This is a genomic window from Streptomyces sp. NPDC085524 (genome assembly GCF_044541755.1).
Lineage (GTDB): Bacteria > Actinomycetota > Actinomycetes > Streptomycetales > Streptomycetaceae > Streptomyces.
The window spans coordinates 160,346-183,662 of record NZ_JBITTH010000016.1; the positions used below are offsets into that span (position 1 = coordinate 160,346).

Consider the following 23,317-nt stretch of genomic DNA (forward strand, 5'->3'; position numbering starts at 1 on the left):
AGTGACACGCCGAACGGGCAGCCTATCCGCTCCTCACCACAGCCTTCGTCCTCAGTGGCAGTTCACGGGAGGAACGGCCCGCGAACACCTCACGACGGCCGGTACCCGGCACCCAGGCCCGCCGCTCCGGATCCCATGACGACAGGGCGCGCGCGTCCACGTCGACGGTGACCCGCTGCTCCGCTCCGGGCGCGAGGGTGAGCCGCCGGTACCCGGCCAGCACGCGCACCGGCTGGTCGAGCTTCAGGTCCGGGGACGGGCCGACGTACACCTGGGCCACCTCGGTGCCCTTGCGGCGGCCGGTGTTGCGGACGGTGAATTCCACGCGGAGCCCGCCCCGCTCGGGGCGGACGGCCAGCTTCTCGTACTGCCAGGTGGTGTACGAGAGCCCGTGCCCGAAGGGGAACAGCGGGGCCACGTGCTGCGCGTCGTACCAGCGGTGGCCGACGTGGACGCCCTCGGTGTACTCCTGCCGCCCGCCGACGCCCGGGTAGCGCACCGGGTCGCCGCCGACCGGGGTGGCCCGCTCGTCGGCCGGGAAGGTCTGGGTGAGGCGGCCGCCCGGGTCCGCGTCCCCGAAGAGGACGTCGGCGGTGGCGCCCGCGCCCTCCTGGCCCGGGTAGTACATCTGGAGGACCGCCCCGGTGTGCGGGAGCCACGGCATGGCCGTGCTGGAGGAGGTGTTGAGCACGACGGCGGTGCGCGGGTTCGCCGCGGCGACGGCTTCGATCAGCCCGGCCTGTCCGCCCGGGAGCGCCAGGGAGGTGCGGTCACTGCCTTCGGTGGCGTCCTCGTAGGCGAACAGGACCACGCTGCGGGCCGCCTTCGCCGTCCGCACCGCCTCGGCGACGTCGGCGGCCCGGGTCGCCTTCGTGGTGTGCCTGAGCCGGAAGCGCTGGCCCTTGGACCCGCCCGGGGCCGTGACGGCGAGCCGGTGGGTGCCCGCCTTGAGGGAGAGGGTGCGGCGGCGCACGCTCATGCCGTCGGGCGCGGAGCCGAGCAGTCCGCCCGCGAACTGCTCGGCCGCCCCCTGGCGCACCGGGAACAGCTCCTCCCCGTCGAGGCGTACGCCCGGCCGCTGTCCGGTGTAGTGGACGAGCAGGGTCCACTCGTCGTCCTCGGCCAGGCGGAACTCGCCCTCGTGGCTCCAGCTCCGCCCGGCCTCCACGCTCCGGTCGTCCAGGTCGGCGGCCGGGGTGAGCAGCTTCGGCGGGAGCGGCCGTCCGTACAGGTCCTCGCCGAGGGCGTAGCGGACGGTCGAGCCGTTCCCGGCGCGCTGCTTGATGGCGGTGAGCGGGGAGGCGGCCCGGTCGGGGACCACGTGCGAGCTGCCGCCGCCGCTGACGAAGGGGACCTGGCCGGTGGGGCCGATCACCGCGATGGAGCGGGCGTCGGCGCCGGTCAGCGGCAGGGTGCCGTGTTCGTTGCGCAGCAGCACCGCGCCGGCGGTCGCCACCTTGCGGGCGAGCCGGGCCCCGGCTGCGGGGTCGCGCGCGGGCCGCGCGGCCGGGCGGGCGGCGAGCAGCCCGAAGCGGTCCATGGTGGTCAGGATCCGGTGCACGGCGAGGTCCACGAAGGCCTCCGGCACGGAGCCGCCGCGTACCGCCTGCCGCAGCGGGCCGCCGAAGTGGGTGCCGCCGGGCATCTCCATGTCGAGCCCGGCGCCGATGGCGGCGACGGTGCTGTGGGTGGCGTCCCGGTCGGACATCACCCAGCCGTCGAAGCCCCAGGTGTCGCGCAGCAGTTCGTGGAGCAGCGGTTTGCTCTCGCAGGCGTAGACCCCGTTGACCTTGTTGTACGCGGCCATCACGGCGCCCGCACCGGCGGCCACGGCGGCTTCGAAGCCGCGCAGTTCGGTCTCGTGCAGGGTCCGGTCGGCGGCGATCATGTCGACGGTGTCGCGGCCGCGCTCCTGGTTGCCCAGGGCGAAGTGCTTGACGGTGGCGACGAGTCCCTCGTCCTGGATCCCGCGGACCACCTCGCCGACCAGGTCCGCGGTGAGCCTGGGGTCCTCGGCGAAGGTCTCGAAGTTCCGGCCGGCGTACGGGGTGCGGATGAGGTTGGCCATGGGCGCGAGCAGGACGTCCTGGCCGAGCGCCCGGCCCTCCCGGCCGAGGACCCTGCCGTACTCGCGGGCCAGTGCGGGGTCGAAGGCGGAGGCCAGCATCACCGGAGCCGGCAGGGCGGTGGCGGGCTTGGCGACCCGTACGCCCGCGGGCCCGTCGGCGAGGCGCAGGGCGGGGATGCGCAGGCGCGGTACGCCGGGCACGTAGCCGGCCTGGCCCTGCGGGGCGGGGTCCCGGGCGCCGTGCAGCAGGGCGGTCTTCTCGTCGAGGGTGAGGCGTTCCAGCAGGGCGTCGATCCGGGCGGCGGCGGCCGCTCCCCGGGCGGCCGGGGCGGGTGGGGGTGGGGGCGAGGCCTTGCTCCGGCCCGCGCCCGGCGGCACGGTGGCCGCGCAGCCGCCCGACCCGAGGACCGCGCCGGCCGCGCCCGCCGCGCCGAGCAGCCGCAGCGCCGTACGTCTGGACACGGCCTCACTCATGGGCGCTCCCTGCGTGGGTCGGCGGGAGCGGCCCGCGCCGGACCGCTCCCCCGCCCACTGTGCGCCGGGCGCCCGCCGGGCCCGCCGAGACGCGCCACCGCGGGCGCCGAGTTTCAGCCCTGCGGCGGCGGGGGCAGGCTGTCGGCGTCCCGCCGTGCCTCGTCCTGGAGCTGCACGCGGGCCTCGGTCCGGTGCCCGCGCGCGATGTAGTCCCGTACGACGGCCTCCACGGCGTCCTGCGGCGACCCGACCCCGGCGAGGACCATCACCTCCACCACGAGCTCTGCGTCGAGGCTGATGCTGACCTTGGCCACGGGCACTCCCTCCATCGTCGTGCGAGGGACTCTAGTGGCAGCGGGCGCGCTACGCCGGGGTGTTGGGGCGCAGGGTCCAGACGACCGTCATCTCGCCCGTCACGGCCTCGTCCTCGCGCTGGATGGCGATGGTCACGGGGAACTCGGGGCGGCCGCCCGCGTCGAGTTCGGCGACGACCTCGGCCGCGGGGCGGCCGAGGGTGGCGGTGGCGGTGACGACGCCCTTGGCGAGCTTCTTGTAGCCGATCTCGGCCTTCACCGCGAGGGGCACGGCGCGCGAGAGCTGGTCGCCGAAGGCGGCCAGGACGATGGCGCCGCTCGCCGACTCGGCGAGGGTGAACATGGCGCCGGCGTGCGGGCCGCCGACGTGGTTGTGGTAGTCGGGCTGGTCCGGGAGCCGGACGACCGCGCGCTCGGGGGTGGTCTCCAGGAACTGGAGGTTCAGGGTCCGGGCCATCGGCACGGTCGCGGCGAGCAGTTCGCCCACGTTCATCTGATCTGCGCTCATGAAAGGCGATGTTACCCACGAGTAGGCATGCTTGGCCAGACCCTGCACGGGGGGCGGCCGTGGCCCATGCAGCCCGCTCCCACTATCGTTACCGGCCATGTGGCCAGGACAGCAGCAGCCGCCCGGGGGCGAACAGAACCCCCAAGGCGCACAACAGAACCCGTACGCGCAGCAGCCGGGGCAGCCGAACCCCTACCAGCAGCAGCCCGGTTACGGATATCCGCAGCAGCCGGGCTACCCGCAGCCCCCGACCGTGGTTCCCGGCCAGCAGTGGGGGCAGCAGCCGCAGCCCCCGCAGGCCCCGGGCGGCGGCGGGAGCCCCTACCAGACCAAGACCGTGGCCATCGTCGCGGCGGCCGCGGTCATCGTGGTGGCCGCCGCCACCGGCGCGTTCGTCCTCACCCGGGACGACAAGAAGACCGACGAGGCCGACAGCAAGCCCGCCGCATCCTCCTCGGCGCCCGCCGCCAGCGAGCCCGCCCCGGCCGGCAGCAGCGCGAACCCGCGCGCGGGCGGCGAGCTCAAGCCGACCGTCCCGGGCTGGAAGGTCGTCACCAACCCCAAGTACGGCACGGCCTTCGACGTCCCGCCGGAGTGGAACGTGCTGGGCGCCGGCACGTCCATCGGCTTCCTGGACGAGGCGAAGAAGGACGGCTCCGCGGCCGTCATGATGTCCGGGCCCGCGTACCTGAAGGAAGACTGGTGCAAGGTCGACGCGGACAAGAACGGCAGCGAGGAGACCACCGCGCTGGCCGGCACCGGCACCAAGGGCGGCCAGGGCGCCAAGGACACCGCCGAGGCCGTGCGCAACGAGGCCGGGAACTGGGCGTGGGCGGGCTACGCGCAGAAGGCCCCGAAGGGCACCACCAAGGTCTCCGACCCGAAGGAGTACACCACCGCCTCGGGGCTCAAGGGCCACATGGCGACGGCGAGCGTGACCGGCCTGCCCAAGGAGAACAAGTGCTCCTCCGACGGCAAGTCCATCGCCTTCAGCTTCAAGACCGCCAACGGTGACTTCTCCTCCTGGATCCTCTACAGCGCCGCGGGCGTCCCGGACGAGGTCAAGCAGGAGACGATGGAGAAGGTCCTCAGCACGGTCCGCCTGACCACGAGCTGACGCTCCCGGGGCGCTGCCGGGACACTCCGGGGCCGGGGCCCCCGGGACCCTCTCGGACGCGCCTCACCACCGCCCCGGGCCGACAATCCGTTTGGATTCCCGGCCCGGGGCGGACATAGTCCCGTGGTGAGCTCTTCCCGCACCACTTCCTCCCGTACGCCCGCACGCCGCCGCCGGCCCGAGTGGGCCGGGCGCAACTACACGCTGCTGACGGGCGCGGCGGTCGTCACGAACCTCGGCAGCCACGGAGCGCTCATCGCGGCCGCGTACGCGGTGATGGAGGCGGGCGGATCGACCGGCGACGTGGGCCTCGTCGCCGCCGCCCGCACGCTGCCCCTCGTCCTCTTCCTCCTGATCGGCGGCGCGATCGCCGACCGGCTGCCGCGTCACCGCGTCATGGTCGCGGCCAACGCCCTGAACTGCCTCTCGCAGGCCGCCTTCGCCGTACTTGTCCTGACCGGGGAACCCCGGCTGTGGCAGATGATGCTGCTGACCGCCCTGTGCGGCACCGGCACCGCCTTCTTCAACCCGGCGGCAGAGGGCATGCTGCTGTCCACCGTCTCCGGCGAGCACGCCAACCGCGCCTTCGCACTCTTCCGCATGGCGATGAACGGCGCGGGCATCGGCGGCGCGGCCCTCGGCGGGGCGATGATCGCCGCGCTGGGACCGGGCTGGGTCCTGGCCCTGGACGCGGGCGCCTTCGCCGTCGCAGGTGCTCTGCGCGCCTTCCTGGACGTCGCCCCCACCCGCGGCCGGGCCCCCGGCGGCGGCATGCTGGCCGATCTGCGCGAGGGCTGGGTGGAGGTCCGCACCCGCCCGTGGCTGTGGAGCATCGTGCTCCAGTTCTCCGTGGTCGTGGCCGTCGTCGGCGCCGCGGAGGCGGTCTACGGTCCCCTGGTCGCCCGGGACCGGCTCGGCGGCCCGGCACCGTGGGGCCTGGCACTGGCCTGCTTCGGGGCGGGGACCATCGCCGGGGCGGTCCTGATGATGGTGTGGAAGCCGCGCAGGCTGCTGCTGACCGGCACCCTGTGCGTGTTCCCGCTGGCGCTGCCGTCGGCCGGACTGGCGGTACCGCTGCCGGTGTGGGGGCTGTGCGCGGTGATGTTCGCGAGCGGCACGGCCATCGAGGTGTTCGGCGTGAACTGGATGACGACCCTGCACCAGGAGATCCCGGAGGAGAAGTTCTCGAGGGTCTCCGCCTACGACTGGTTCGGCTCGCTGTCGATGCTCCCCCTGGCCACCGCGCTCGCGGGCCCGGCCGAATCGGCCTTCGGCCGCACCCAGGCGCTCTGGGGCTGCGCGACCCTGGTCGTCCTGGCCACCGCCCTGGTCCTCCTGATCCCGGACGTCCGCCGGCTGACCCGCCGGGCGGCCGTACCCGTCACGGCCCCGGCCCCGTCGGCCGCATCCAGCCCCGCCGCGGACAACCCCAGCCCCGCCGGCGTTTGAGGCGCCGGGGTCCGGGGGCAGCGCCCCCGGCAGCGGCGCGGGGCCGGGCCGATCACCCCAGGCTGAACGCACCCTCCGGCGGCGGCGGCGAAGCCACCGCGTCCGCATCGGCCACGGGAACCGCCCCGCGCAGAAGGCGGGCCAGCCCGTCCCCGAACTCCACCCTGGCGGGGAACGCGTCGGCCGCGCACAGCCGGGCCACCGGGGCCACCGGAAGCTCCTGGTCCGAAGCCACCAGCACCGCGTTCCCGAACCGCCGCCCCCGCAGCACCGCCGGCTCCGCGATCAGCACCAGTTCCGTGAAGGCCTCCCCGAAGTTGGCCAGCTGGGCCCCCAGGAACCCGAACGGGGCCCCGTCGGCCAGGTTCGCCACGTACAGCCCTCCGGGCCTCAGCACCCGGGCCGCCTCCCGTGCGTACTCCACGGAGGTCAGCTGCGCGGGCACCCGCGAGCCGCCGAACACGTCGGCCACCACCACGTCCGCGCTCCGCGCCGGCGCGGCCTCCAGCCAGGCCCGGGCATCGGCGGCGTGCACCGTGATCCCGGCCCCTTCCGGCAGCGGCAGGTGCTCCGCGACCAGCTCCACCAGGCCCTCGTCGAACTCGACGACCGTCTGCCGCGAGCCCGCCCGGGTGGCTGCAACGTAGCGCGGCAGGGTCATGGCGCCGCCGCCGAGGTGCAGGACGTCCAGCCCGCGCCCCGGCTCCGCCGCGCAGTCCAGGACGTGTGCGAGGCGGCGTACGTACTCGAATTCCAGGTGGAGCGGGTCGTCGAGGTCCACGTACGACTGCGGCGCCCCGTCGACGGTCAGCAGCCAGGCCCGCTCCCGGTCCACGTCCGGCATCAGCTTGGCGGTGCCCTGGCCCACTTCCCGGATCACCGGGATCTGTTCGTCGCTCACCCCACCATTGTCGGGCCGGACTCAGCCCGACCAGACCGCCGCGGCCTCGGTCACGTGCTCCGCGGCCTGCGCCAGCCCCGCCCGGGCCGCCGGGTCCCGCCGGGCGGGATCCAGTACGTTGCGCCCGAAGGCCTTGCGGGCCGCCGCCGACGGGGTGATCAGCAGCACCCGTGCCCCCGCCTTCCGCAGACGCCCTGCCTGCGCCGCGGGCGAGGGGACGAGCCCCGAGCCGAGCGCGATCGGCGCGACGATCACCACGCGGGCGTAGCCGGCCGCGAGGTCGGCGTTGGTGGCGGAGCGGACGCCGCCGTCGATGAACCGCCGTCCGCCGACCGTCACCGGCGGCCACACGCCGGGCACGGCGCAGCTCGCCGAGACCGCGTCGACGAGGCCGGCGCCGCTCGCCCGGTCGAAGTCGGCCGGCTCCCCGGTGTGCGCGTCCACGGCGGTGACCACGAACCGCCGCTCGGGCCATTCGTGGGAGACCAGCCGGGCGGCGAGCACCTTGCGCCGCTCGGCCTCCGCCTCCGTGGCGGCGGCCAGTGCCATCGCGCCGATCCGCTGCCGGTAGGCCGTGGAGTTGCGCGAGCGCACCATGGCCAGGGCGAACCGCGCCATGACGCCCGCCCCGAGCTTCGCGGCCAGCTCCCCTCGGGCGTCGCCGAGCTGGCGCTCGTAGAGCTCCTGTGCGGAGAGGAGTCCGGAGGTGAGCTGGGCGCCGACCACCGAGCCCGCCGAGGTGCCCACGACGAGGTCGGCGGTGGTGAGGTCGACCCCCGCGCGGGCGAGCCCGTAGAGGATTCCGCACTCCCAGCCGATGCCGGTCAGTCCCCCGCCGCCCAGCACCAGTGCCGTGTCGCCGCCCATCGCCGTCCGTCCCTCCGTCCCTGTCTGTGGTGACGGCAGTCTGACGCAGCCGGTCCGCCGTCACCACACAAGGGTCCGGATCGGCCGGCCCGATCAGCCGGGCCGATCGGGCCGGCCCTTCGAGCCGGGCCCGACCGGCCCGGCGGGGTCAGCCGAGCACCTCGGTCACGGTGCCCGCGCCGACCGTCCGCCCGCCTTCGCGGATCGCGAAGCCGAGCCCGGACTCCAGTGGGACGTCCCGCCCGAGCTCGACGGTCATCGTGACCGTGTCCCCCGGCCGGGCCAGGCCCGCCCCGCCCAGGTCCACGTTCCCCACCACGTCGGCCGTGCGGATGTAGAACTGCGGCCGGTAGCCGGTGGCGACCGGCGTCGTACGGCCTCCCTCGCGCCCGGAGAGCACGTACACCCGCGCGGTGAAGCGGCGCTTCGGGGTCACGCTGCCGGGGGCCGCCACCACGTGTCCGCGGCGCACCCCGTCGCGGTGCACCCCGCGCAGCAGCAGCGCGACGTTGTCGCCGGCCTCGGCGGACTCCATCGGCTTGCCGAAGGTCTCCAGGCCGGTGACCACCGTCTCGACGGGCTCGCCGTCGCCGCCGAGCACGCTCACGCGGTCGCCGGTCCGTACGGTCCCCCGCTCGACGGCGCCGGTCACGACGGTTCCGCGCCCGGTGATCGTCAGTACGTTCTCCACCGGCAGCAGGAACGGGGCCTCCGTGTACCGCACGGGTGTCGGCACGTACGTGTCCACCGCGTCCAGCAGTGCCTGGATCGCCCCGGTCCAGCGCGGGTCGCCCTCCAGCGCCCCGAGCCCGGAGACCCGTACGACCGGGGTGACGTCGCCGCCGTAGCCGTGCGCGGTGAGCAGCTCCCGGACCTCCAGCTCGACCAGGTCGGTCAGCTCGGGGTCGCCCGCGTCGGCCTTGTTGAGCGCGACCACGATGTGGTCGACGCCGACCTGCCGGGCCAGGAGCACGTGCTCGGCGGTTTGCGGCATGACCCCGTCGAGGGCGGAGACGACGAGGATCGCCCCGTCGAGCTGGGCGGCGCCCGTCACCATGTTCTTGATGTAGTCGGCGTGCCCGGGCATGTCGACGTGGGCGTAGTGGCGGGTGTCGGTCTCGTACTCGACGTGCGTGAGGTTGATGGTGATCCCGCGCCGGGCCTCCTCCGGGGCCCGGTCGATGCGGTCGAAGGGCACGAAGGACGCGCCCCCTCGCTCGGCGAGGACCTTGGTGATGGCGGCGGTGAGGGTGGTCTTGCCGTGGTCGACGTGACCCATGGTGCCGATGTTGAGGTGCGGCTTGGTCCGCACGAAAGCCGTCTTGGCCATGATCATTTTCCCGTGCTCGAAGCTGGAACGGGACCCCTGGAGCGAGCCGACCCTCCCCCTCTGGGGTCCGCCGGACGATCCGGGAAGGGTCAGCTTCGTGCGCCGTCGAATGCGGCGAAGGGAAATGCCTCTGCGGGAACGGCAGCCTTCGGCACGTCCGCGACTGCGGACGGTGCGGTGGGGAAGGCGTACCGGGACATGGCCCTGATCCTGCCGGACGGGCTGTCGTCCGTCGAATGATTTACCGGCGAAGTACCGTGGGCTCAGAGGTTCTTCAGCGCCTCGCGCACGGACAGCGGCGACAGGGAGCCGCGTTCGGCCTCGACGAAGGCGCGTACCGCCGTGGGGTCCGTCTTCGCGTACTCGCGCAGGGCCCAGCCGATCGCCTTGCGCAGGAAGAAGTCGGAGTCCCCGGCCCGGCGGCGGCAGTGGGCGAAGAGCCGGCCGCCGTCGGTGGCGCCCTTGTAGCGGAGCTGGTGCAGGAGGGCGGTGCGGGCGAGCCAGAGGTCCTCGTCCTCGATCCATTCGTCCATGACGGCCCCCAGTCCCGGATCGGCGGCCACCAGCGGGCCGACCGTGTGCGCGGCCAGCAGGTCCACGGTGTCCCACCAGGGGACGGTGACGACCAGGTGCCGGACCACGGGCAGGAAGCCGGAGGAGCAGCGGGCGACGTGGCGGCGCAGGTAGTCGACGGCGAAGTAGTGGTACTCGCGCTCCGGGAGGCGCCAGCAGCCGAGGGCGAGCGCCGCGCAGTCGGACTCCGACGGCACCGGGGCGCCCCTGGTCACCGCCTTCGACAGTTCGCGGCGCAGCGGGGTGGGGATGCCGAGGAAGGGCGCGACGTCCTTCATGTACGCCGCCATGGCCTCGGCCCGCACGGGGTCGGCGGCCTGCGCGTAGGTGCCGGTCAGCCGTTCCAGGAGGGTGCCCGCGAGGGCGCTGCGGGGAACCCGCGGCGTTCGCTTGTCGTTCGACGGCATGAGGCACAGATTACGGCGGGGTGCCCGGGTGGTCGGTTAGTCTCCCGGGATGTCCCTCCTCCTCACGCCGTGGGCCCGGCTGTCGCTGCTCGTCGTGCTGCTCGTGGCCGCCGGCGTGTGCGTGCTGCTGTACGAGCCCCAGCGCCTGCTGTCGGAGGGCTGGCCGCCGGGTCTCCCGGCGGGCACGGCGGTGGCGCTGTTCGCGGCCGCGTACGGGGTGTGCGCGGCGGCCTTCGTGCCCCGCCCCCTGCTGAACCTCGCCGCCGGAGCCGTCTTCGGCACCCAGGCGGGCCTCGTCGCGGCGGTCGGCGGCACGGTCCTGGGCGCCGGGATCGCCTTCGGCCTCGGCCGGGTGCTGGGCCAGGAGGCGCTGCGTCCGCTGCTGCGCGGGCGCTGGCTGCAGGCGGCCGACGGCCAGCTCAGCCGGCACGGCTTCCGCTCGATGCTCGCGGTCCGGCTCTTCCCCGGGGTGCCGTTCGTGGTGGCCAACTACTGTGCGGCGGTCTCCCGCTGCGGCTGGACCCCGTTCCTCCTCGCAACGACGCTCGGGGTCGTCCCCAACACCGCGGCGTACGTGATCGCGGGCGCCAGCGCCTCCTCCCCCGGATCGCCCGCGTTCCTCGTCTCGTTCGGCTTCATCGTGGTCTCCGTGGTGGCCGCCGGAGCGGTCGCCTGGCGCAAGCGGCACCGGCTGGCGCCGCCCCTGACCGAGGGTGCCGCGTACGAGCTGACGCCGCAGCACCCCCCAGTGGTCAGTGCCACTTCGCACGGGCCCTAGCATCGGGGGCGAACTGCCCGACGATCACAAGGACGAGCGCACCCCGACATGAGCTGGTTCGAATCCCTAATCCTCGGTCTCGTCCAGGGGCTTACGGAGTTTCTCCCGATCTCCTCCAGCGCCCACCTGCGGCTGACCGCGGCGTTCGCCGGCTGGCACGACCCGGGAGCGGCTTTCACCGCCATCACGCAGATCGGCACCGAGGCCGCTGTACTGATCTACTTCCGCAAGGACATCGCGCGGATCATCTCCACCTGGTTCCGCTCGCTGTACACCAAGGCGCTGCGCTCCGAGCAGGACGCCAAGATGGGCTGGCTGGTGATCGTCGGCTCGATCCCCATCGGTGTGCTCGGCCTCGCCTTCAAGGAGCAGATCGAGGGCCCGTTCCGCGACCTGCGGCTCACGGCCACCACCCTGATCGTGATGGGCGTCGTCCTCGGTGTCGCGGACCGGCTGGCCGCGCGTGACGAGGAGGGCGGCCGGCACCGCGCCGTCCGCGAGCGCAAGACGCTGCGGGAGCTCGGCGTCAAGGACGGTCTGATCTTCGGCCTCTGCCAGGCGATGGCCCTGATCCCGGGCGTCTCCCGGTCGGGTGCCACGCTCTCCGGCGGCCTGTTCCTGGGCTTCACCCGCGAGGCGGCGGCCCGCTACTCCTTCCTCCTCGCCATCCCGGCCGTGCTGGCCTCCGGCCTGTTCGAGATCAAGGACGTGATCGAGAGCCCGGGCCACATCACCTGGGGCCCGACGATCTTCGCGACGGTCATCGCCTTCTTCGTCGGCTACGCGGTCATCGCATGGTTCATGAAGTTCATCTCCAACAAGAGCTTCATGCCCTTCGTGATCTACCGGGTCCTGCTGGGCATCGCCCTGTTCATCCTGGTCTGGGCCGGAGTACTGAGCCCGCACGCCGGCGAGTCCGCCGGATAGTCGTACCGGCAGGGGCGCCTCCAGGACCCCGCCTCACCGCTTCGCGTGAACCGCAGGCCGCCCGGGAACGTTCCCGGGCGGCCTGCGCGTCGTTGTCCCTGGAGAGGGTCGAAGGCAAGCAGCAGGGGGTGTCCCATGGGTCGAGTGGTGCTGGAGCGGTTTCCGGCCGGAAGTCCGCGGGGGAGCTGGCCCGCGGAGGAGTATGCGGCGCAGCGCATGCGGGAGGGGGTGCCGGCCGAGGTCGTGATGGACCTGGACAGTGACGCCTTCCTCGTCGTGGTCCGCCAGCGGGAGGCGCATTCCGGACACTGACCGCCCGTACGGAGATCCCGTCGGCGCACGCCCCTTGGCCTTGCGGCCCGCCGCCCCCACACTGTCCCGATGACTCAGCGTGTGGACCTGGCGACGGTAATGGACCGGCTGGCGATCGACGAGGTGGTCTCGGGATACGCGGTGGCCGTCGACGACGGCGACTGGGAGGGGTACCGGGCCCTGTTCGCCCCGGCCGGGCGGGCGGACTACAGCTCGGCGGGCGGGATGGAGGGTCCTGCCGGGGAGGTCGCCGACTGGCTCGCGGAGACCATGAAGCTCTTCCCCGTGCGCCAGCACCTCATCGTCAACCGGCTGATCCGGCTGGAGGACGCGGGCGGTTCGCCCGGCGACAGCGCCGAGGTGCGCGCGGACTTCCTCAATCCGATGCGGCTGGAGGGCGTCGACGACGCCGGAGCGGCCGGGACGGACACCGCGCCCAACTTCGTCGCCGCCGGGCGCTACACCTTCGCGCTCGCCCGCACCCACGACGGCTGGCGGCTGACCCGGGTCACCGTGCACGAGAAGTGGCGGCACATCTCCGCCTGACTGCCACACTGGAAGCGGAGGCGCCCCATGATCTCGCTACGGAACGGGGGGGTCCCCCGGTCGCACCCCCGGTCGCACCCCCGGTCCTCCGTCTGGCGCGCACCGGCCGCTTTCGGCGCCGGTGCGCTGCCCGCCCTCGCCTTCCCCGCCCCCGCGCTCTGGTGGTTCGCGTACGTCGCCCTCCTTCCCTGGATGCTGCTGGTGAGGTCCGCCCCCACCGGGCGGCGGGCCGCGCTCGAGGGCTGGCTCGGCGGCGCCGGGTTCATCGTGGCCGTCCACCACTGGCTGCTGCCCAGCCTGCACGTCTTCCTGGTGCTGATCGCGGCGCTGCTGGGCGTGCTGTGGATCCCCTGGGCGCTGCTGGTGCGGGAGTTGCTCGGCGGGCAGCCGACGGCGGGGCGGGCGGCCGCGGGGCTGGTCCTCGTGCCGGCCGGCTGGCTGCTGTCGGAGCTGGTCCGGTCGTGGCAGGGGCTGGGCGGGCCGTGGGGGCTGCTGGGGGCGAGCCAGTGGCAGGTGCCGCCCGCGCTGCGGCTGGCCTCGGTGGGCGGGGTGTGGCTGGTGAGCCTGCTGGTGGTGGCGGTGAACTGTGCGCTGGTGCTGCTGCTCGCGGTGCCGGGGGCGCGGATCCCGGCGGTGGCCGGGGTGGCGGGGTGTGCGGTGCTGACCGGGGCGGTGTGGCTGTGGGCACCGCGGCCCGAGGTGTCGGGCCGGCTGCGCGTGGCCGTCGTACAGCCCGGGCCGGTACCGGACGGGCCGGACAGCGCCGAGCGGCGGTTCGCGGCCGGGGAGCGGCTCACGCGGACGGTCGCCGGGCAGCGGCCGGACCTGGTGGTGTGGGGCGAGAGCAGTGTGGGTGCGGACCTGGCGGCGCGGCCCGACCTGGCCCGGCGGCTCGCGGCCCTGTCGGCGGAGGTGGGGGCTCCACTGCTGGTCAACGTCGACGCCCGCGGGCCGGACCGGCCCGGCATCTACAAGTCCTCGGTGCTCGTGGGCCCCGAGGGGCCGACGGGAGCCCGTTACGACAAGATGCGGCTCGTGCCCTTCGGGGAGTACGTGCCCGCCCGCTCCCTGCTCGGCTGGGCCACCTCGGTGGGCCGGGCCGCGGGCGAGGACCGCATGCGCGGCCGGGCCCCGGTGGTCATGGACCTCCCCGGGGGCGTCCGCGTGGGACCCCTGGTGTGCTTCGAATCGGCCTTCCCGGACATGAGCCGGCACCTCACCCTCGACGGGGCGTCCCTGCTCGTCGCCCAGTCGGCCACCTCCACCTTCCAGCACAGCTGGGCCCCGGCGCAGCACGCGTCGCTCGCCGCGCTGCGGGCCGCGGAAGACGGCCGCCCGATGGTGCACGCCACCCTCACGGGCATCAGCGCGGTGCACGGCCCCTCCGGCGAGCGGATCGGCCCGGCGCTGCCCACGTCCGCGAGCACGGCGCACGTGTACGGGGTCCCGCTGGCCACCGGCACGACCCCCTACGTCCGCTTCGGGGACTGGGCGGTGTACGCGGCCCTCGCCGCGCTCGCGGCGTACTGCGCGGCGCAGGTCGCGCAGACGCTCAGGAGGCCTGCTCCAGAGCCGAGTCCACCACCCGCTCGCACAGCTCGTGGGTGAGCAGCGCATCGCGCGCGCTGAGGGTCTTGCCGGCCGCCACGGCCTCCAGGAAGTGGTCCACGACCTGTTCGATGCCGCGCTGGCGGGCGACGGACACCCAGTCCCCGCGGCGACGGACGGTCGGCTGGCCCTTGTGGTCGATGACCTCGGCCAGGTTGACGACCTGTCGCTTGGTGTCCTGCCCGGACACCTCCAGGATCTCCTCGGAGGAGCCTGAGAGCCGGTTCATGATCCCGAGCGCGGTGAAACCGGCACCGGACATCTGGAGCACCACCTGGTACATCAGCCCCTCGCGCACCACGGCCCGGACGTCGACGTGGTCGGCCTCGCCGGGCAGCAGGAAGCGCAGGGTGTCGACGACGTGGATGAAGTCGTCCAGCACCATGGTGCGCGGGTCCTCGGGCAGCCCGACCCGGTTCTTCTGCATGACGATCAGATCGCGCGCGTGCTCGGCGCACTGGGCGTAGCCGGGCGCGTAGCGGCGGTTGAAGCCCACGGCCAGGGACACCCCGCGCTCCTCGGCCAGTTCCACGAGCCGCACCGAATCGGCGAGTTCGTAGGCGAGCGGCTTGTCCACGTACGTCGGGACGCCCGCCTCCAGGAGCCGCTCGACGATCTCGGGGTGCGCGGTGGTCGGGGCGTGCACGAACGCGGCGTCGAGGCCCTCGGCGAGCAGCTCGTCGAGGCCGGTGTGCCGGCGGGCCGCCGGGACGTGGTGGATCTCGCCGACCCGTTCCAGGGTCGCGGGGGTACGCGTCTGCAGGTGCAGTTCGATCCCCGGGCGGGTGGTGAGCACGGGCAGGTACGCCTTCTGCGCGATGTCGCCGAGTCCGATGCAGCCGACCTTCACCGGGCGCCTCCTGGTGTGTTCCTTGTGCGATGCCCCTGCAGCTTAGGGCCTGACCCGCGGACCGGGCCCGGCCCGCGGGGAGGGGGGAAGCGGTACTGGTTCCGGGAGACCGAGGTCGACCTGGCCCGGAAGGCCGCCGCGGGCCGCTCGCTCGACCTGCGCTCGCGGCCGGAAAGCCACCGCCGCGGCGAGGTGTTCAGCCTGCGCTGGGTGTACAACCACATGATCGAGGAGTACGCGCGCCACAACGGCCACGCGGACCTGCTGCGCGAGCACATCGACGGCGCCACGGGCGAGTAGGCGCGGGCCGGGTTCGGTTAGCCCCTGCCCCGTCACCCGTGCGGGGTGAATATGGCCTCCGGGTTTCCCAACGCGGTGCCCGCCCGAGCAGAGTTGCGCGGGTGCATCCAACCCGAACCACGACAACGCTGCTGCTCGGAGTCGCCTGTGCCGTCTCGGCCGTCTCCGGCTGTGTGAATGTGAGGCCCGCGTCCGTGACGCCGGCCGCCGGTCCCTCCGCGGGGCCTGCGCCGCACCACGAGCCGCGCGGCGGGCCCGGAGCCTCCCCGGTGGTCGTCCAGGCGCCCGCGCTGGAGGCGCTCAAGGCGGCTCCGGAGCCGGCTGCGCCGCCTGCCGCCTCCGCACCCGCCGCAGGCCCGGCCGCCCCGCAGCGGAGCGCCCAGGCTCCGCCGCCGGTCCCGGACATCCCCGAGCCGCGCAAGCCCGCGGAAGCCGCCCGGGGGCACGGGGACGGCGGGCACCCGCAGAGCGCGCGGCCCGGCGCGAAGGCGGAGCGGGAGCTGATGCGGGAACTGCCGGTGCGGCCGGCCGATGTGTGCGCACTGGGCCGCAGGCACGGCCACTGGCACCCGGACAGCCCGGAGGCCCGCATCTGCGCGGGCGTCCACGGCGGCTGACGCTGCGGACGACGGCCTACGGGGACTGTTCGGGGAACGGGCGGGGCCCGGCCCCCGGCTCTGCGGCGAGGCGCCGCTCCAGCCGGAGGATGGCGCCCCGTACGCCGTTCCCGTAGCCGTCGTCGGCCAGCGCGCCGGCCGCCGCCCGGGCCCGGGCCAGGTGCACCCTGGCCGCCTCGGGCCGCCCCAGTTTCACGTAGTCGTCGGCGAGGCTCAGGTGCAGGGACGGGTAGAACCCCCGGGGCATGAGCGGCCCGTCCCCGAGCGCCTCGGCGGCGGACAGCGCCCTGAGGTCCCAGGCCAGCTCGTCCGCGGGGTCGTCCTGGGCGTCGGCCATGTAGTGGGCGAGCGTGCAGCGGTGGAGGGAGTCGCCCTCCGCCCCGAGCTCCGTCCAGATGTCGCCGAGCCGGTTGCGGGCCTCCTCGCGGTCCCCGGCGTGCAGCAGGATGACCGCCTGGCCGATCCTGGTCATGACGGCGTCCTCCGACGCCTCCTGCTGCTCCGTCACCGCGGCCTCCGGCTCGCTCTGCCAGACCTGCTCCGGTCTGATCATCAAGAAGCTAGCCGGAGGCACCGGCAATGGCGCCGAGGCGCGGTGTGGCGTCAGCCGAGGTCCGGGATCCGCCAGTCGATCGGCTCATGGCCCTGGGCGGCGACGGCCTCGTTGATCTGCGTGAACGGGCGGGAGCCGAAGAACTTCTTCGCCGACAGAGGGGAGGGGTGGGCGCCCTTGACGATCACGTGCCGCTCTTCGTCGATCAGCGGGATCTTCTTCTGGGCGTAGGCGCCCCACAGCACGAAGACGGCCGGGTCCGGACGGTCGGACACCGCGCGGATCACCGCGTCGGTGAACTTCTCCCAGCCCTTGCCCTTGTGCGAATTGGGCTCGGCCTCGCGGACGGTGAGCACCGCGTTCAGGAGCAGGACGCCCTGCTCGGCCCACGGCATCAGGTAGCCGTTGTCGGGGATGGGGAGGCCGAGCTCCTCCTTCATCTCCTTGTAGATGTTGCGCAGCGAGGGCGGGGTCTTCACACCGGGCTGCACGGAGAAGCACAGGCCGTGGCCCTGGCCGGCGCCGTGGTACGGGTCCTGGCCGAGGACCAGGACCTTCACCCGGTCGAAGGGAGTGGCCTCCAGGGCCGCGAGCACCTGCTCACGGGGCGGGTAGACCGGCCCGTTCGCCCGCTCCTTCTCGACGAACTCGGTGAGCTCTTTGAAGTAGGGCTGGTCCAGCTCCCCGCCGAGGACGGGAAGCCAGGACTCGGGCAGCATCTGGGTCACGGCACAACCTCCGGTACAAGTTCTTGCGACAGATCAAGAACCTACCGGGAGCCACTGACAACGCGTCGGCCGCCCTTCCCGGCGGCCGACGCGTGCTGCCCTGCTACCAGCTGGTCTTGCGGTAGAACTCCCACATCTGCATGACGGTCTGCGGGTCCAGGGCCCGCTCGGCGCCCGCGATGTCCTCGCGCGCCGCGACGTACAGCTTGCCCTGCCACAGGGGCAGCAGCCGGACGTCCTCGGCGAAGACCTGCTGCGCCAGCTCGAACTCGTGGACTCCGGCGGAGCGGTCGCCCTCGCGGCGGGACTTGGGCAGCAGCTCGTTCAGGATCTGGGCGGGCTCGTACGGGGTACCGACCGCGTTCTCCTTGCCGACGAACGGCGCGATGAAGTTGTCCGGGTCCGGGAAGTCGGGGAACCAGCCGCGGCCGAAGACCGGGTACTCCTGGCCCTTGTAGCCCTCCTGGAAGGCCTTCCAGGGCGCGCTGCGCAGGGTGATCTTGAAGAGCAGGCTCTCGTCCAGCTGGCGCTTGAGCTCGGTGAACTCGTCGGCGGTGGAGGCGCCGTAGCGGTCGGTGGTGTACCAGAAGGTCAGCTCGACGGGCTGGGTGATCCCGGCGTCCCTGAGGATCTTCTTGGCCTTGGGCACGTCCGCCGGGCCGAACTTGTCGTAGAAGGGCGTCTTGTGGCCCACGACCCCCTTGGGGACCATCGAGTACAGCGGCTCGGCGGTGCCCTGGTAGACCTTGGAGACGAGCGCGCCGCGGTCGATCACCTGGGCGATGGCCTGGCGGACCGGGAGCTTGGCGACCGCCGGGTCCTTGGGGTTGAAGACCAGGTAGCGGATCTCGGAGCCGACGTTCTCGACGACCTGGACGCCCTGCCCGTGCGAGGTGGGGCTCTGCAGGTCCAGGATCTCCGGGGCGGACAGGCCTCGGTAGATCGCGTCGATCTCCTTGCCCTTGAGGGCGGAGATCATCTTCGGGGAGTCCGCGAAGTAGCGGATGGTCACGCCCGCGTTCTTGCGGTTGGCGAAGCCGCTGTAGCTCTCGTTGCGGTTGAGGACGGCCTCGCCGCCCTCCTTGTACGACTCGAGCACGTACGGGCCGGAGCCGACGACCTTGCCGTCGTTGCGGACCTTGTCCGCTGGGTACTCCTTGGGCGCGACCAGCGAGGCGGCCGGCGAGCCGAGCACGAACGGGAACGTGGCGTCCGACGTGTTCAGGTGGAACACGACCGTCAGCGGGTCCGGGGTCTCGATCTTGTCGAGCGTGCCGAAGAGGTCCTTGGGGCCGACCTTGGAGCCGATGGTCTTGATCCGGTCCAGGGAGTGCTTGACGGCCTTGGCGTCGAGCGGCTCGCCGTTGGAGAACTTCAGGCCCTTCTTCAGGGTGCAGCGGTACGCCTGGTTCGCCGCGTCCGTGAATTCGCAGCCCTGGGCCGCGTCCGGCTGGGGCTTCGTGGAGCCCGTCGGGAAGGCCACCAGGGTCTGGTAGACGTTCCGGTACAGCTCCCAGGAACCGTCCCACGCCGCGGCGGGATCGAGGGTGCTGGGGGCACTGGTGGTGCCGACGACGATGCGCTTGGCGTCGTCGCCCTTGTCGTCCGAGAGCAGGCCGCATCCGGCGAGCAGGGATATGGACGCAAGGGCCGCAGTGATCTGCAGACATCTGGTCCGGATGAACACGTGCACGCTCCTCGATCAGCCACGGGTGCGGCAGACCCTACCGCAGTGCCCCACGATTCCAATGGACAGGTTTCGTGGGGCACATGACCGGTTCCGTGCACATTCATGGCACATTCACCTCCCTCCAGGAGGGGAATGTGTCCGATTATCGATCAGTGCACTCCGGCATTCAGGAACATTCCCCCGTCTACGACCAGAGTTTGTCCCGTGATCCATTCCGCTTGTGCAGATGTAAGAAAGGCCGCGGCCCCTCCGATGTCCTCCGGGACCCCGAGCCGGCCCAGCGGATAGGCGGCCGCGGCCTCCTGCTCCCGGCCCTCGTAGAGCGCCTGCGCGAACTTGGTCTTGACCACCGCGGGCGCGATCGCGTTGACCCGGACCCCGGGCGCCATCTCGTGGGCGAGCTGGAGCGTCAGGTTGATCATCGCCGCCTTGCTCATCCCGTACGCCCCGATGAAGGGCGAGGCGGAGACGCCCGCGATGGAGGCGATGTTCACGATCGCCCCGCCGTTGTCCTTCTGCCAGGCGTGCCAGGTCCGCTGGGCGAAGCCGAGCGCCGAGATCACATTGGTCTCGAAGACCTTGCGGGCGACCCCGAGGTCCAGGTCCGCGATCGGGCCGAAGACCGGATTGGTGCCGGCGTTGTTGACCAGGAAGTCGACCCGGCCGAACGCCTCCATCGTGCGCTCGACGGCGAGGGCCTGGTGCTCCTCGTCGTGCGCCTTGCCCGCGACCCCGATGACCCGGTCGGCGCCGAGCCGCTCGACGGCCTCCTTGAGGGCGTCCTCGTTGCGGCCGGTGATGCACAGCCGGTCACCGCGGGCGACCAGCGCCTCGGCGACGCCGTAGCCGATGCCCCGGCTCGCGCCGGTGATCAGTGCGACCTTGCCGCTGTCCGTTCCTTCGTACGTCATGTCGTACGTCCCTGCCTCTCGTGGAGCGGTCAGTTGAGCGGGCCGCCGGCCACGTACAGGACCTGGCCGGAGACGAACCCGGCCGCCTCGCCCGTGAAGAAGGCGATGGCGTTGGCGATGTCGTCGGGGGTGCCGACGCGCTGGACGGGGATCTGGGTGGCGGCCGCGGCCTTGAAGTCGTCGAAGCCCATGCCGACGCGGGCGGCGGTCTGGGCGGTCATCTCGGTGGCGATGAAACCGGGGGCGACGGCGTTGGCGGTGACGCCGAACTTGCCGAGCTCGATGGCCAGGGTCTTGGTGAAGCCCTGCAGACCCGCCTTGGCCGCCGAGTAGTTGGCCTGGCCGCGGTTGCCGAGGGCCGAGCTGCTGGAGAGGTTGACGATGCGTCCGAACGTGGCCTCGACCATGTACTTCTGACAGGCCTTCGCCATCAGGAACGCACCGCGCAGGTGCACGTTCATGACGGTGTCCCAGTCGGACTCGGCCATCTTGAACAGCAGGTTGTCGCGCAGCACACCCGCGTTGTTGACGAGGACGGTCGGAGCGCCGAGCGTGCTCGCGACGCGCTCGACGGCCGCCTCCACCTGCGCGCCGTCGGAGACGTCGCAGCCGACGGCGATGGCCTTGCCGCCGGCCGCCGTGATGGCCTCGACGGTGTCCTTGCAGGCGGCCTCGTCGAGGTCGAGGACGGCGACGGCCCGGCCCTCGGCGGCCAGGCGTACGGCGGTGGCGGCGCCGATGCCCCGGGCCGCCCCGGTCACGATCGCGACGCGCTGCTCGGTGGTGGACATGCTGGATCTCCTCGCCCTTGAGAAGCGGTCACCCAGAGGTGAGCAACCGCTTAGTAGCTTCAGCTGAGGAGACGCTAGGATCCCTGGCACCCGGTGTCAACGGCAGCCCGCCGGGGGCACGTGCAGCCCCGTAGGCGTCCGAGGCGCGGGGGGCGGCTCCAGCCCCGTCGGCGTTCGAGGCGCGGGGGCCGGGGGTGGAGCCCCCGCAGCGGCGCCGCACCCGACCGGCCGAGGGGACCCGCGCGGGCTACCGCACCAGCAGGTCCAGCAGCCGCTCCACTTCCGCGGCCGGGTCGGCCGTGAGCCCCGTGTGCACCGGGCCCGGCTGCACGACGGTGCTCCGCGGCGCGATCAGCCACCGGAACCGCCGCCCGGCATCGTCACCGGCGGCCTGCCCCGCCGCGGTGCCCCCGACGCAGACCCCCTCCACGCCGCGCAGCGCAGCCCGCACCCCGGCCACGTCGGCCCCGGGGTCCAGCGCGAGCAGCTTCGCCTCGTCGAGGTGGGTGCGCGCGGCGACGTACCCGTGCGCCCGGCAGTAGACGATCACGCCGGCGTTGAAGCACTCGCCCCGTTCCATCCGGGGCACCACACGCACCAGTGCGTACTCGAACACGTCCCGCTTGGTCACTCGTCGCCGCTCTTCTTCTTGGTCTTGTGGGGCCATTCCACCAGGTGGTCGGTGAGCCAGCCCGGCGGCTTCTGCGGGGCCTTCACCTCGGCCTCCATCGAGATCCTCTCGTGGATCGTGGCCGCGCGCGGCAGCAGCGCCTCCACATAGGCGCGGCGCAGCGCGTCCGTGGTGTCGAAGCCGGGCTCGTCGACGAGCCACTCGTCGGGCACGTCGGCCGCGACCTCGGTGAGCAGTTCCTCGGTGACCAGCGGCGCGAGTGCGGCCGCGGCGCTCGCGATGTCCGGGCCCACGGGCGCGAGCACGTGGTCGGAGGCGTTGTACGGCTTGGCGGCCGCGGCCGCGGCGGTGGGCCAGTTGTGCTGCCAGATCATGGTGGCGCCGTGGTCGATGAGCCACAGGTCCCCGTGCCAGACCAGCATGTTGGGGTTGCGCCAGGACCGGTCGACGTTGTTGATCAGGGCGTCGAACCAGACGACGCGCCCCGCCTCGACCGGGTCCACCTGGTACGCGAGCGGGTCGAAGCCGATCGATCCGGGCAGGTAGTCCATGCCGAGGTTGAGCCCGCCGCTGGCCTTGAGCAGTTCCTGGACCTCCTGGTCGGGCTCGGCGAGCCCGATGACGGGGTCGAGCTGCATCTGCACCAGCTGTGGGACCCGCAGGCCCAGCCGCTGGGCGAGGCGCCCGCAGATGACCTCGGCGACCAGGGTCTTGCGGCCCTGGCCGGCGCCGGTGAACTTCATGACGTAGGTGCCGAGGTCGTCGGCCTCGACGATTCCCGGGAGCGAGCCGCCCTCACGCAGTGGCGTGACGTAGCGGGTCGCTGTCACTTCGGTAAGCATTTCCCCAGGGTAGGCGCCGTGATCGTCACGCCCCACCGGGATTCCCGGGGGGCGGGCGGCGCGGCCGGTGCCCGACGGAACACCCGGTCCGCATGCGGGCCGCCGGCCCGGGTAGGCGCACGGGGTGTCCGCAGACCGATCGGTGGAGGATGTGAGCGACGTGCGCATCGCGTTCCTGACCGCGCCCGAGGGCGTGGAGGAGATAGAACTGACCGCGCCCTGGAAGGCCGTCGAGGAGAACGGCTGGATTCCGCAGCTGGTCTCGACGGAGCCCGGCCGGGTGCAGGCGTTCCACCACCTGGACAAGGGCGGCACCCATCCCGTGGACCACGTACTGGCCGGTGACACCTCGGACGCCTTCGACGCGCTGGTCCTGCCCGGCGGAGTCGCCAACCCCGACGCCCTGCGCACGAACGAGCGCGCGGTCGGGTTCGTGCGGAGCTTCTTCGAGGCGGGCAAGCCGGTGGCGGCGATCTGCCACGCGCCCTGGACCCTCGTGGAAGCGGACGTCGTACGGGGCCGGACGCTGACCTCGTGGCCCAGCCTGGCGACCGACATCCGCAACGCGGGCGGCACCTGGGTGGACGAGGAGGTGCAGGTCTGCCACGCCGCTCCCGCGACGCTGGTCACCAGCCGCAAGCCCGCCGACCTGGACGCCTTCTGTGCGGCCTTCGTGAGGGAGTTCGCCGGGACGCGGCACTCCGCGGCCGCGCGCACCTGATCCGGGCGGGGGGAGGCACATGCCGCCCGCCGGGGCGGGTAGGCGCCCGGTAGGAACCGCTTCCGGCAGTGGAGGAGCCATGACCCGACGAGTCCACGAGGTGATGACCGAGAAGCCGGTGACCGTCGGGATGCTGACCTCACTGGCAGAAGCGGCCCGGGCCATGCGGGACGCCGACATCGGAGACGTCCTGGTCGTCGACGAGGGCCGGCTCCACGGCATCCTGACCGACCGGGACCTCGTGATCCGCGCCATGGCCGAGGACCGCGATCCCGCCGGGACGGCCGTCCAGGCGGTCTGCAGCACCGAAATGATCACCGTCGGTCCGGGGGACGACGTCGACCTGGCCCTGCGCCTCATGCGCCGGCACGCGCTGAGGCGCCTGCCCGTGCAGACCGGGGAGGGCGAGCTCGTCGGCGTGGTCACCCTGGGCGACCTCGAGGTCGAACGGGATCCGGGGTCGGCCCTCTCGGCCATCGCGGCCGCCGAGCCGGGCAGCTGACG

26 protein-coding genes are annotated in these 23,317 nt (G+C 73.1%); 11 read left to right on the plus strand and 15 right to left on the minus strand.

Translation table 11 applies throughout. The features are described 5' to 3' along the window. Positions 1-22: 22 nt before the first annotated feature. The 3 genes from ACIGFK_RS24690 to ACIGFK_RS24700 form a co-directional block, all read right to left on the minus strand. Entirely contained in the window at positions 23-2,542 is a 2,520-nt protein-coding gene (locus ACIGFK_RS24690; RefSeq protein ID WP_400053612.1) for a beta-glucosidase, read from the minus strand. A 113-nt stretch (positions 2,543-2,655) separates the two neighbouring features. Beyond that, entirely contained in the window at positions 2,656-2,856 is a 201-nt protein-coding gene (locus ACIGFK_RS24695; RefSeq protein ID WP_376658206.1) for a DUF2191 domain-containing protein, read from the minus strand. A gap of 49 nt (positions 2,857-2,905) precedes the next feature. Then, positions 2,906-3,364: a DUF4442 domain-containing protein gene (locus tag ACIGFK_RS24700; RefSeq protein ID WP_376658205.1), complete on the minus strand. Its 459-nt coding sequence runs from the start codon at positions 3,362-3,364 to the stop codon at positions 2,906-2,908. Positions 3,365-3,461: 97 nt separating this feature from the next. Here ACIGFK_RS24700 and ACIGFK_RS24705 point away from each other — a divergent pair, with 97 nt between their 5' ends. Next, positions 3,462-4,481 (plus strand): hypothetical protein, encoded by a 1,020-nt coding sequence (locus tag ACIGFK_RS24705; protein ID WP_376658204.1) that lies wholly within the window; start codon positions 3,462-3,464, stop codon positions 4,479-4,481. 126 nt (positions 4,482-4,607) lie between these two features. After that, the gene (locus ACIGFK_RS24710; protein ID WP_376658203.1) at positions 4,608-5,930 is read left to right on the plus strand and encodes an MFS transporter; all 1,323 of its coding nucleotides are present in this window, start codon (positions 4,608-4,610) and stop codon (positions 5,928-5,930) included. Positions 5,931-5,982: 52 nt separating this feature from the next. On the opposite strand, the gene ACIGFK_RS24715 is transcribed toward ACIGFK_RS24710, so the two are convergent. The 4 genes from ACIGFK_RS24715 to ACIGFK_RS24730 form a co-directional block, all read right to left on the minus strand. Further along, positions 5,983-6,774 (minus strand): spermidine synthase, encoded by a 792-nt coding sequence (locus tag ACIGFK_RS24715; RefSeq protein ID WP_376658208.1) that lies wholly within the window; start codon positions 6,772-6,774, stop codon positions 5,983-5,985. A gap of 78 nt (positions 6,775-6,852) precedes the next feature. Continuing rightward, positions 6,853-7,698, minus strand: coding sequence for a patatin-like phospholipase family protein (locus ACIGFK_RS24720; protein ID WP_376658202.1), 846 nt, complete (start codon positions 7,696-7,698; stop codon positions 6,853-6,855). Positions 7,699-7,846: 148 nt separating this feature from the next. Continuing rightward, positions 7,847-9,028, minus strand: a complete 1,182-nt coding sequence (gene tuf / locus ACIGFK_RS24725; RefSeq protein ID WP_376658201.1) for an elongation factor Tu — start codon at positions 9,026-9,028, stop codon at positions 7,847-7,849. Positions 9,029-9,291: 263 nt separating this feature from the next. After that, on the minus strand, positions 9,292-10,008 hold the full coding sequence (locus tag ACIGFK_RS24730; RefSeq protein ID WP_400053616.1) for a DNA alkylation repair protein: 717 nt from the start codon (positions 10,006-10,008) through the stop codon (positions 9,292-9,294). Positions 10,009-10,057: 49 nt separating this feature from the next. Here ACIGFK_RS24730 and ACIGFK_RS24735 point away from each other — a divergent pair, with 49 nt between their 5' ends. From ACIGFK_RS24735 to lnt, 5 genes are all read left to right on the plus strand, one after another. Beyond that, complete coding sequence (locus ACIGFK_RS24735) at positions 10,058-10,786, plus strand: TVP38/TMEM64 family protein (RefSeq protein ID WP_386466908.1); 729 nt, start codon at positions 10,058-10,060, stop codon at positions 10,784-10,786. A gap of 48 nt (positions 10,787-10,834) precedes the next feature. Continuing rightward, positions 10,835-11,713 (plus strand): undecaprenyl-diphosphate phosphatase, encoded by an 879-nt coding sequence (locus ACIGFK_RS24740; protein WP_376658198.1) that lies wholly within the window; start codon positions 10,835-10,837, stop codon positions 11,711-11,713. Positions 11,714-11,848: 135 nt separating this feature from the next. Beyond that, positions 11,849-12,025 (plus strand): hypothetical protein, encoded by a 177-nt coding sequence (locus ACIGFK_RS24745; protein WP_376658197.1) that lies wholly within the window; start codon positions 11,849-11,851, stop codon positions 12,023-12,025. Between the two features lie 69 nt (positions 12,026-12,094). Next, positions 12,095-12,571 carry a nuclear transport factor 2 family protein gene (locus ACIGFK_RS24750; RefSeq protein ID WP_376658196.1) on the plus strand — a complete coding sequence of 159 codons (477 nt, stop codon included), beginning with the start codon at positions 12,095-12,097 and terminating at the stop codon, positions 12,569-12,571. 27 nt (positions 12,572-12,598) lie between these two features. Next, positions 12,599-14,179, plus strand: a complete 1,581-nt coding sequence (lnt, locus tag ACIGFK_RS24755; protein ID WP_400053619.1) for an apolipoprotein N-acyltransferase — start codon at positions 12,599-12,601, stop codon at positions 14,177-14,179. On the opposite strand, the gene ACIGFK_RS24760 is transcribed toward lnt, so the two are convergent. Then, on the minus strand, positions 14,124-15,029 hold the full coding sequence (locus tag ACIGFK_RS24760) for a Gfo/Idh/MocA family protein (RefSeq protein ID WP_386466901.1): 906 nt from the start codon (positions 15,027-15,029) through the stop codon (positions 14,124-14,126). The genes lnt and ACIGFK_RS24760 overlap by 56 nt on opposite strands. 24 nt (positions 15,030-15,053) lie before the next feature. Here ACIGFK_RS24760 and ACIGFK_RS24765 point away from each other — a divergent pair, with 24 nt between their 5' ends. Continuing rightward, a complete protein-coding gene (locus ACIGFK_RS24765) occupies positions 15,054-15,329 on the plus strand; it encodes a DUF664 domain-containing protein (RefSeq protein WP_400053647.1) in 276 nt (91 codons plus the stop codon). 101 nt (positions 15,330-15,430) lie between these two features. Continuing rightward, the gene (locus ACIGFK_RS24770) at positions 15,431-15,946 is read left to right on the plus strand and encodes a hypothetical protein (protein WP_386466897.1); all 516 of its coding nucleotides are present in this window, start codon (positions 15,431-15,433) and stop codon (positions 15,944-15,946) included. A 16-nt stretch (positions 15,947-15,962) separates the two neighbouring features. Here ACIGFK_RS24770 and ACIGFK_RS24775 read toward each other — a convergent pair whose 3' ends face one another. The 7 genes from ACIGFK_RS24775 to ACIGFK_RS24805 form a co-directional block, all read right to left on the minus strand. Then, positions 15,963-16,499, minus strand: a complete 537-nt coding sequence (locus ACIGFK_RS24775; protein WP_376658192.1) for a hypothetical protein — start codon at positions 16,497-16,499, stop codon at positions 15,963-15,965. A gap of 50 nt (positions 16,500-16,549) precedes the next feature. Continuing rightward, positions 16,550-17,218, minus strand: coding sequence for a uracil-DNA glycosylase (locus ACIGFK_RS24780; RefSeq protein ID WP_376658207.1), 669 nt, complete (start codon positions 17,216-17,218; stop codon positions 16,550-16,552). 112 nt (positions 17,219-17,330) lie between these two features. Then, on the minus strand, positions 17,331-18,914 hold the full coding sequence (locus tag ACIGFK_RS24785; RefSeq protein WP_376658191.1) for an ABC transporter substrate-binding protein: 1,584 nt from the start codon (positions 18,912-18,914) through the stop codon (positions 17,331-17,333). A 152-nt stretch (positions 18,915-19,066) separates the two neighbouring features. After that, positions 19,067-19,828 carry an SDR family oxidoreductase gene (locus tag ACIGFK_RS24790; RefSeq protein WP_376658190.1) on the minus strand — a complete coding sequence of 254 codons (762 nt, stop codon included), beginning with the start codon at positions 19,826-19,828 and terminating at the stop codon, positions 19,067-19,069. 29 nt (positions 19,829-19,857) lie between these two features. Then, positions 19,858-20,619, minus strand: coding sequence for a 3-oxoacyl-ACP reductase FabG (gene fabG, locus ACIGFK_RS24795; protein WP_376658189.1), 762 nt, complete (start codon positions 20,617-20,619; stop codon positions 19,858-19,860). A gap of 247 nt (positions 20,620-20,866) precedes the next feature. Continuing rightward, a complete protein-coding gene (locus ACIGFK_RS24800) occupies positions 20,867-21,250 on the minus strand; it encodes a DUF3037 domain-containing protein (RefSeq protein WP_376658188.1) in 384 nt (127 codons plus the stop codon). Continuing rightward, complete coding sequence (locus ACIGFK_RS24805) at positions 21,247-22,092, minus strand: HipA family kinase (protein WP_376658187.1); 846 nt, start codon at positions 22,090-22,092, stop codon at positions 21,247-21,249. The genes ACIGFK_RS24800 and ACIGFK_RS24805 overlap by 4 nt, the downstream gene beginning before the upstream one ends. 160 nt (positions 22,093-22,252) lie before the next feature. Between ACIGFK_RS24805 and ACIGFK_RS24810 the strand changes: the two genes are divergently transcribed. Both ACIGFK_RS24810 and ACIGFK_RS24815 read left to right on the plus strand, forming a co-directional pair. Further along, the gene (locus ACIGFK_RS24810; protein WP_376658186.1) at positions 22,253-22,813 is read left to right on the plus strand and encodes a type 1 glutamine amidotransferase domain-containing protein; all 561 of its coding nucleotides are present in this window, start codon (positions 22,253-22,255) and stop codon (positions 22,811-22,813) included. A 79-nt stretch (positions 22,814-22,892) separates the two neighbouring features. Further along, on the plus strand, positions 22,893-23,315 hold the full coding sequence (locus ACIGFK_RS24815) for a CBS domain-containing protein (protein WP_376658185.1): 423 nt from the start codon (positions 22,893-22,895) through the stop codon (positions 23,313-23,315). Positions 23,316-23,317 lie beyond the last annotated feature (2 nt).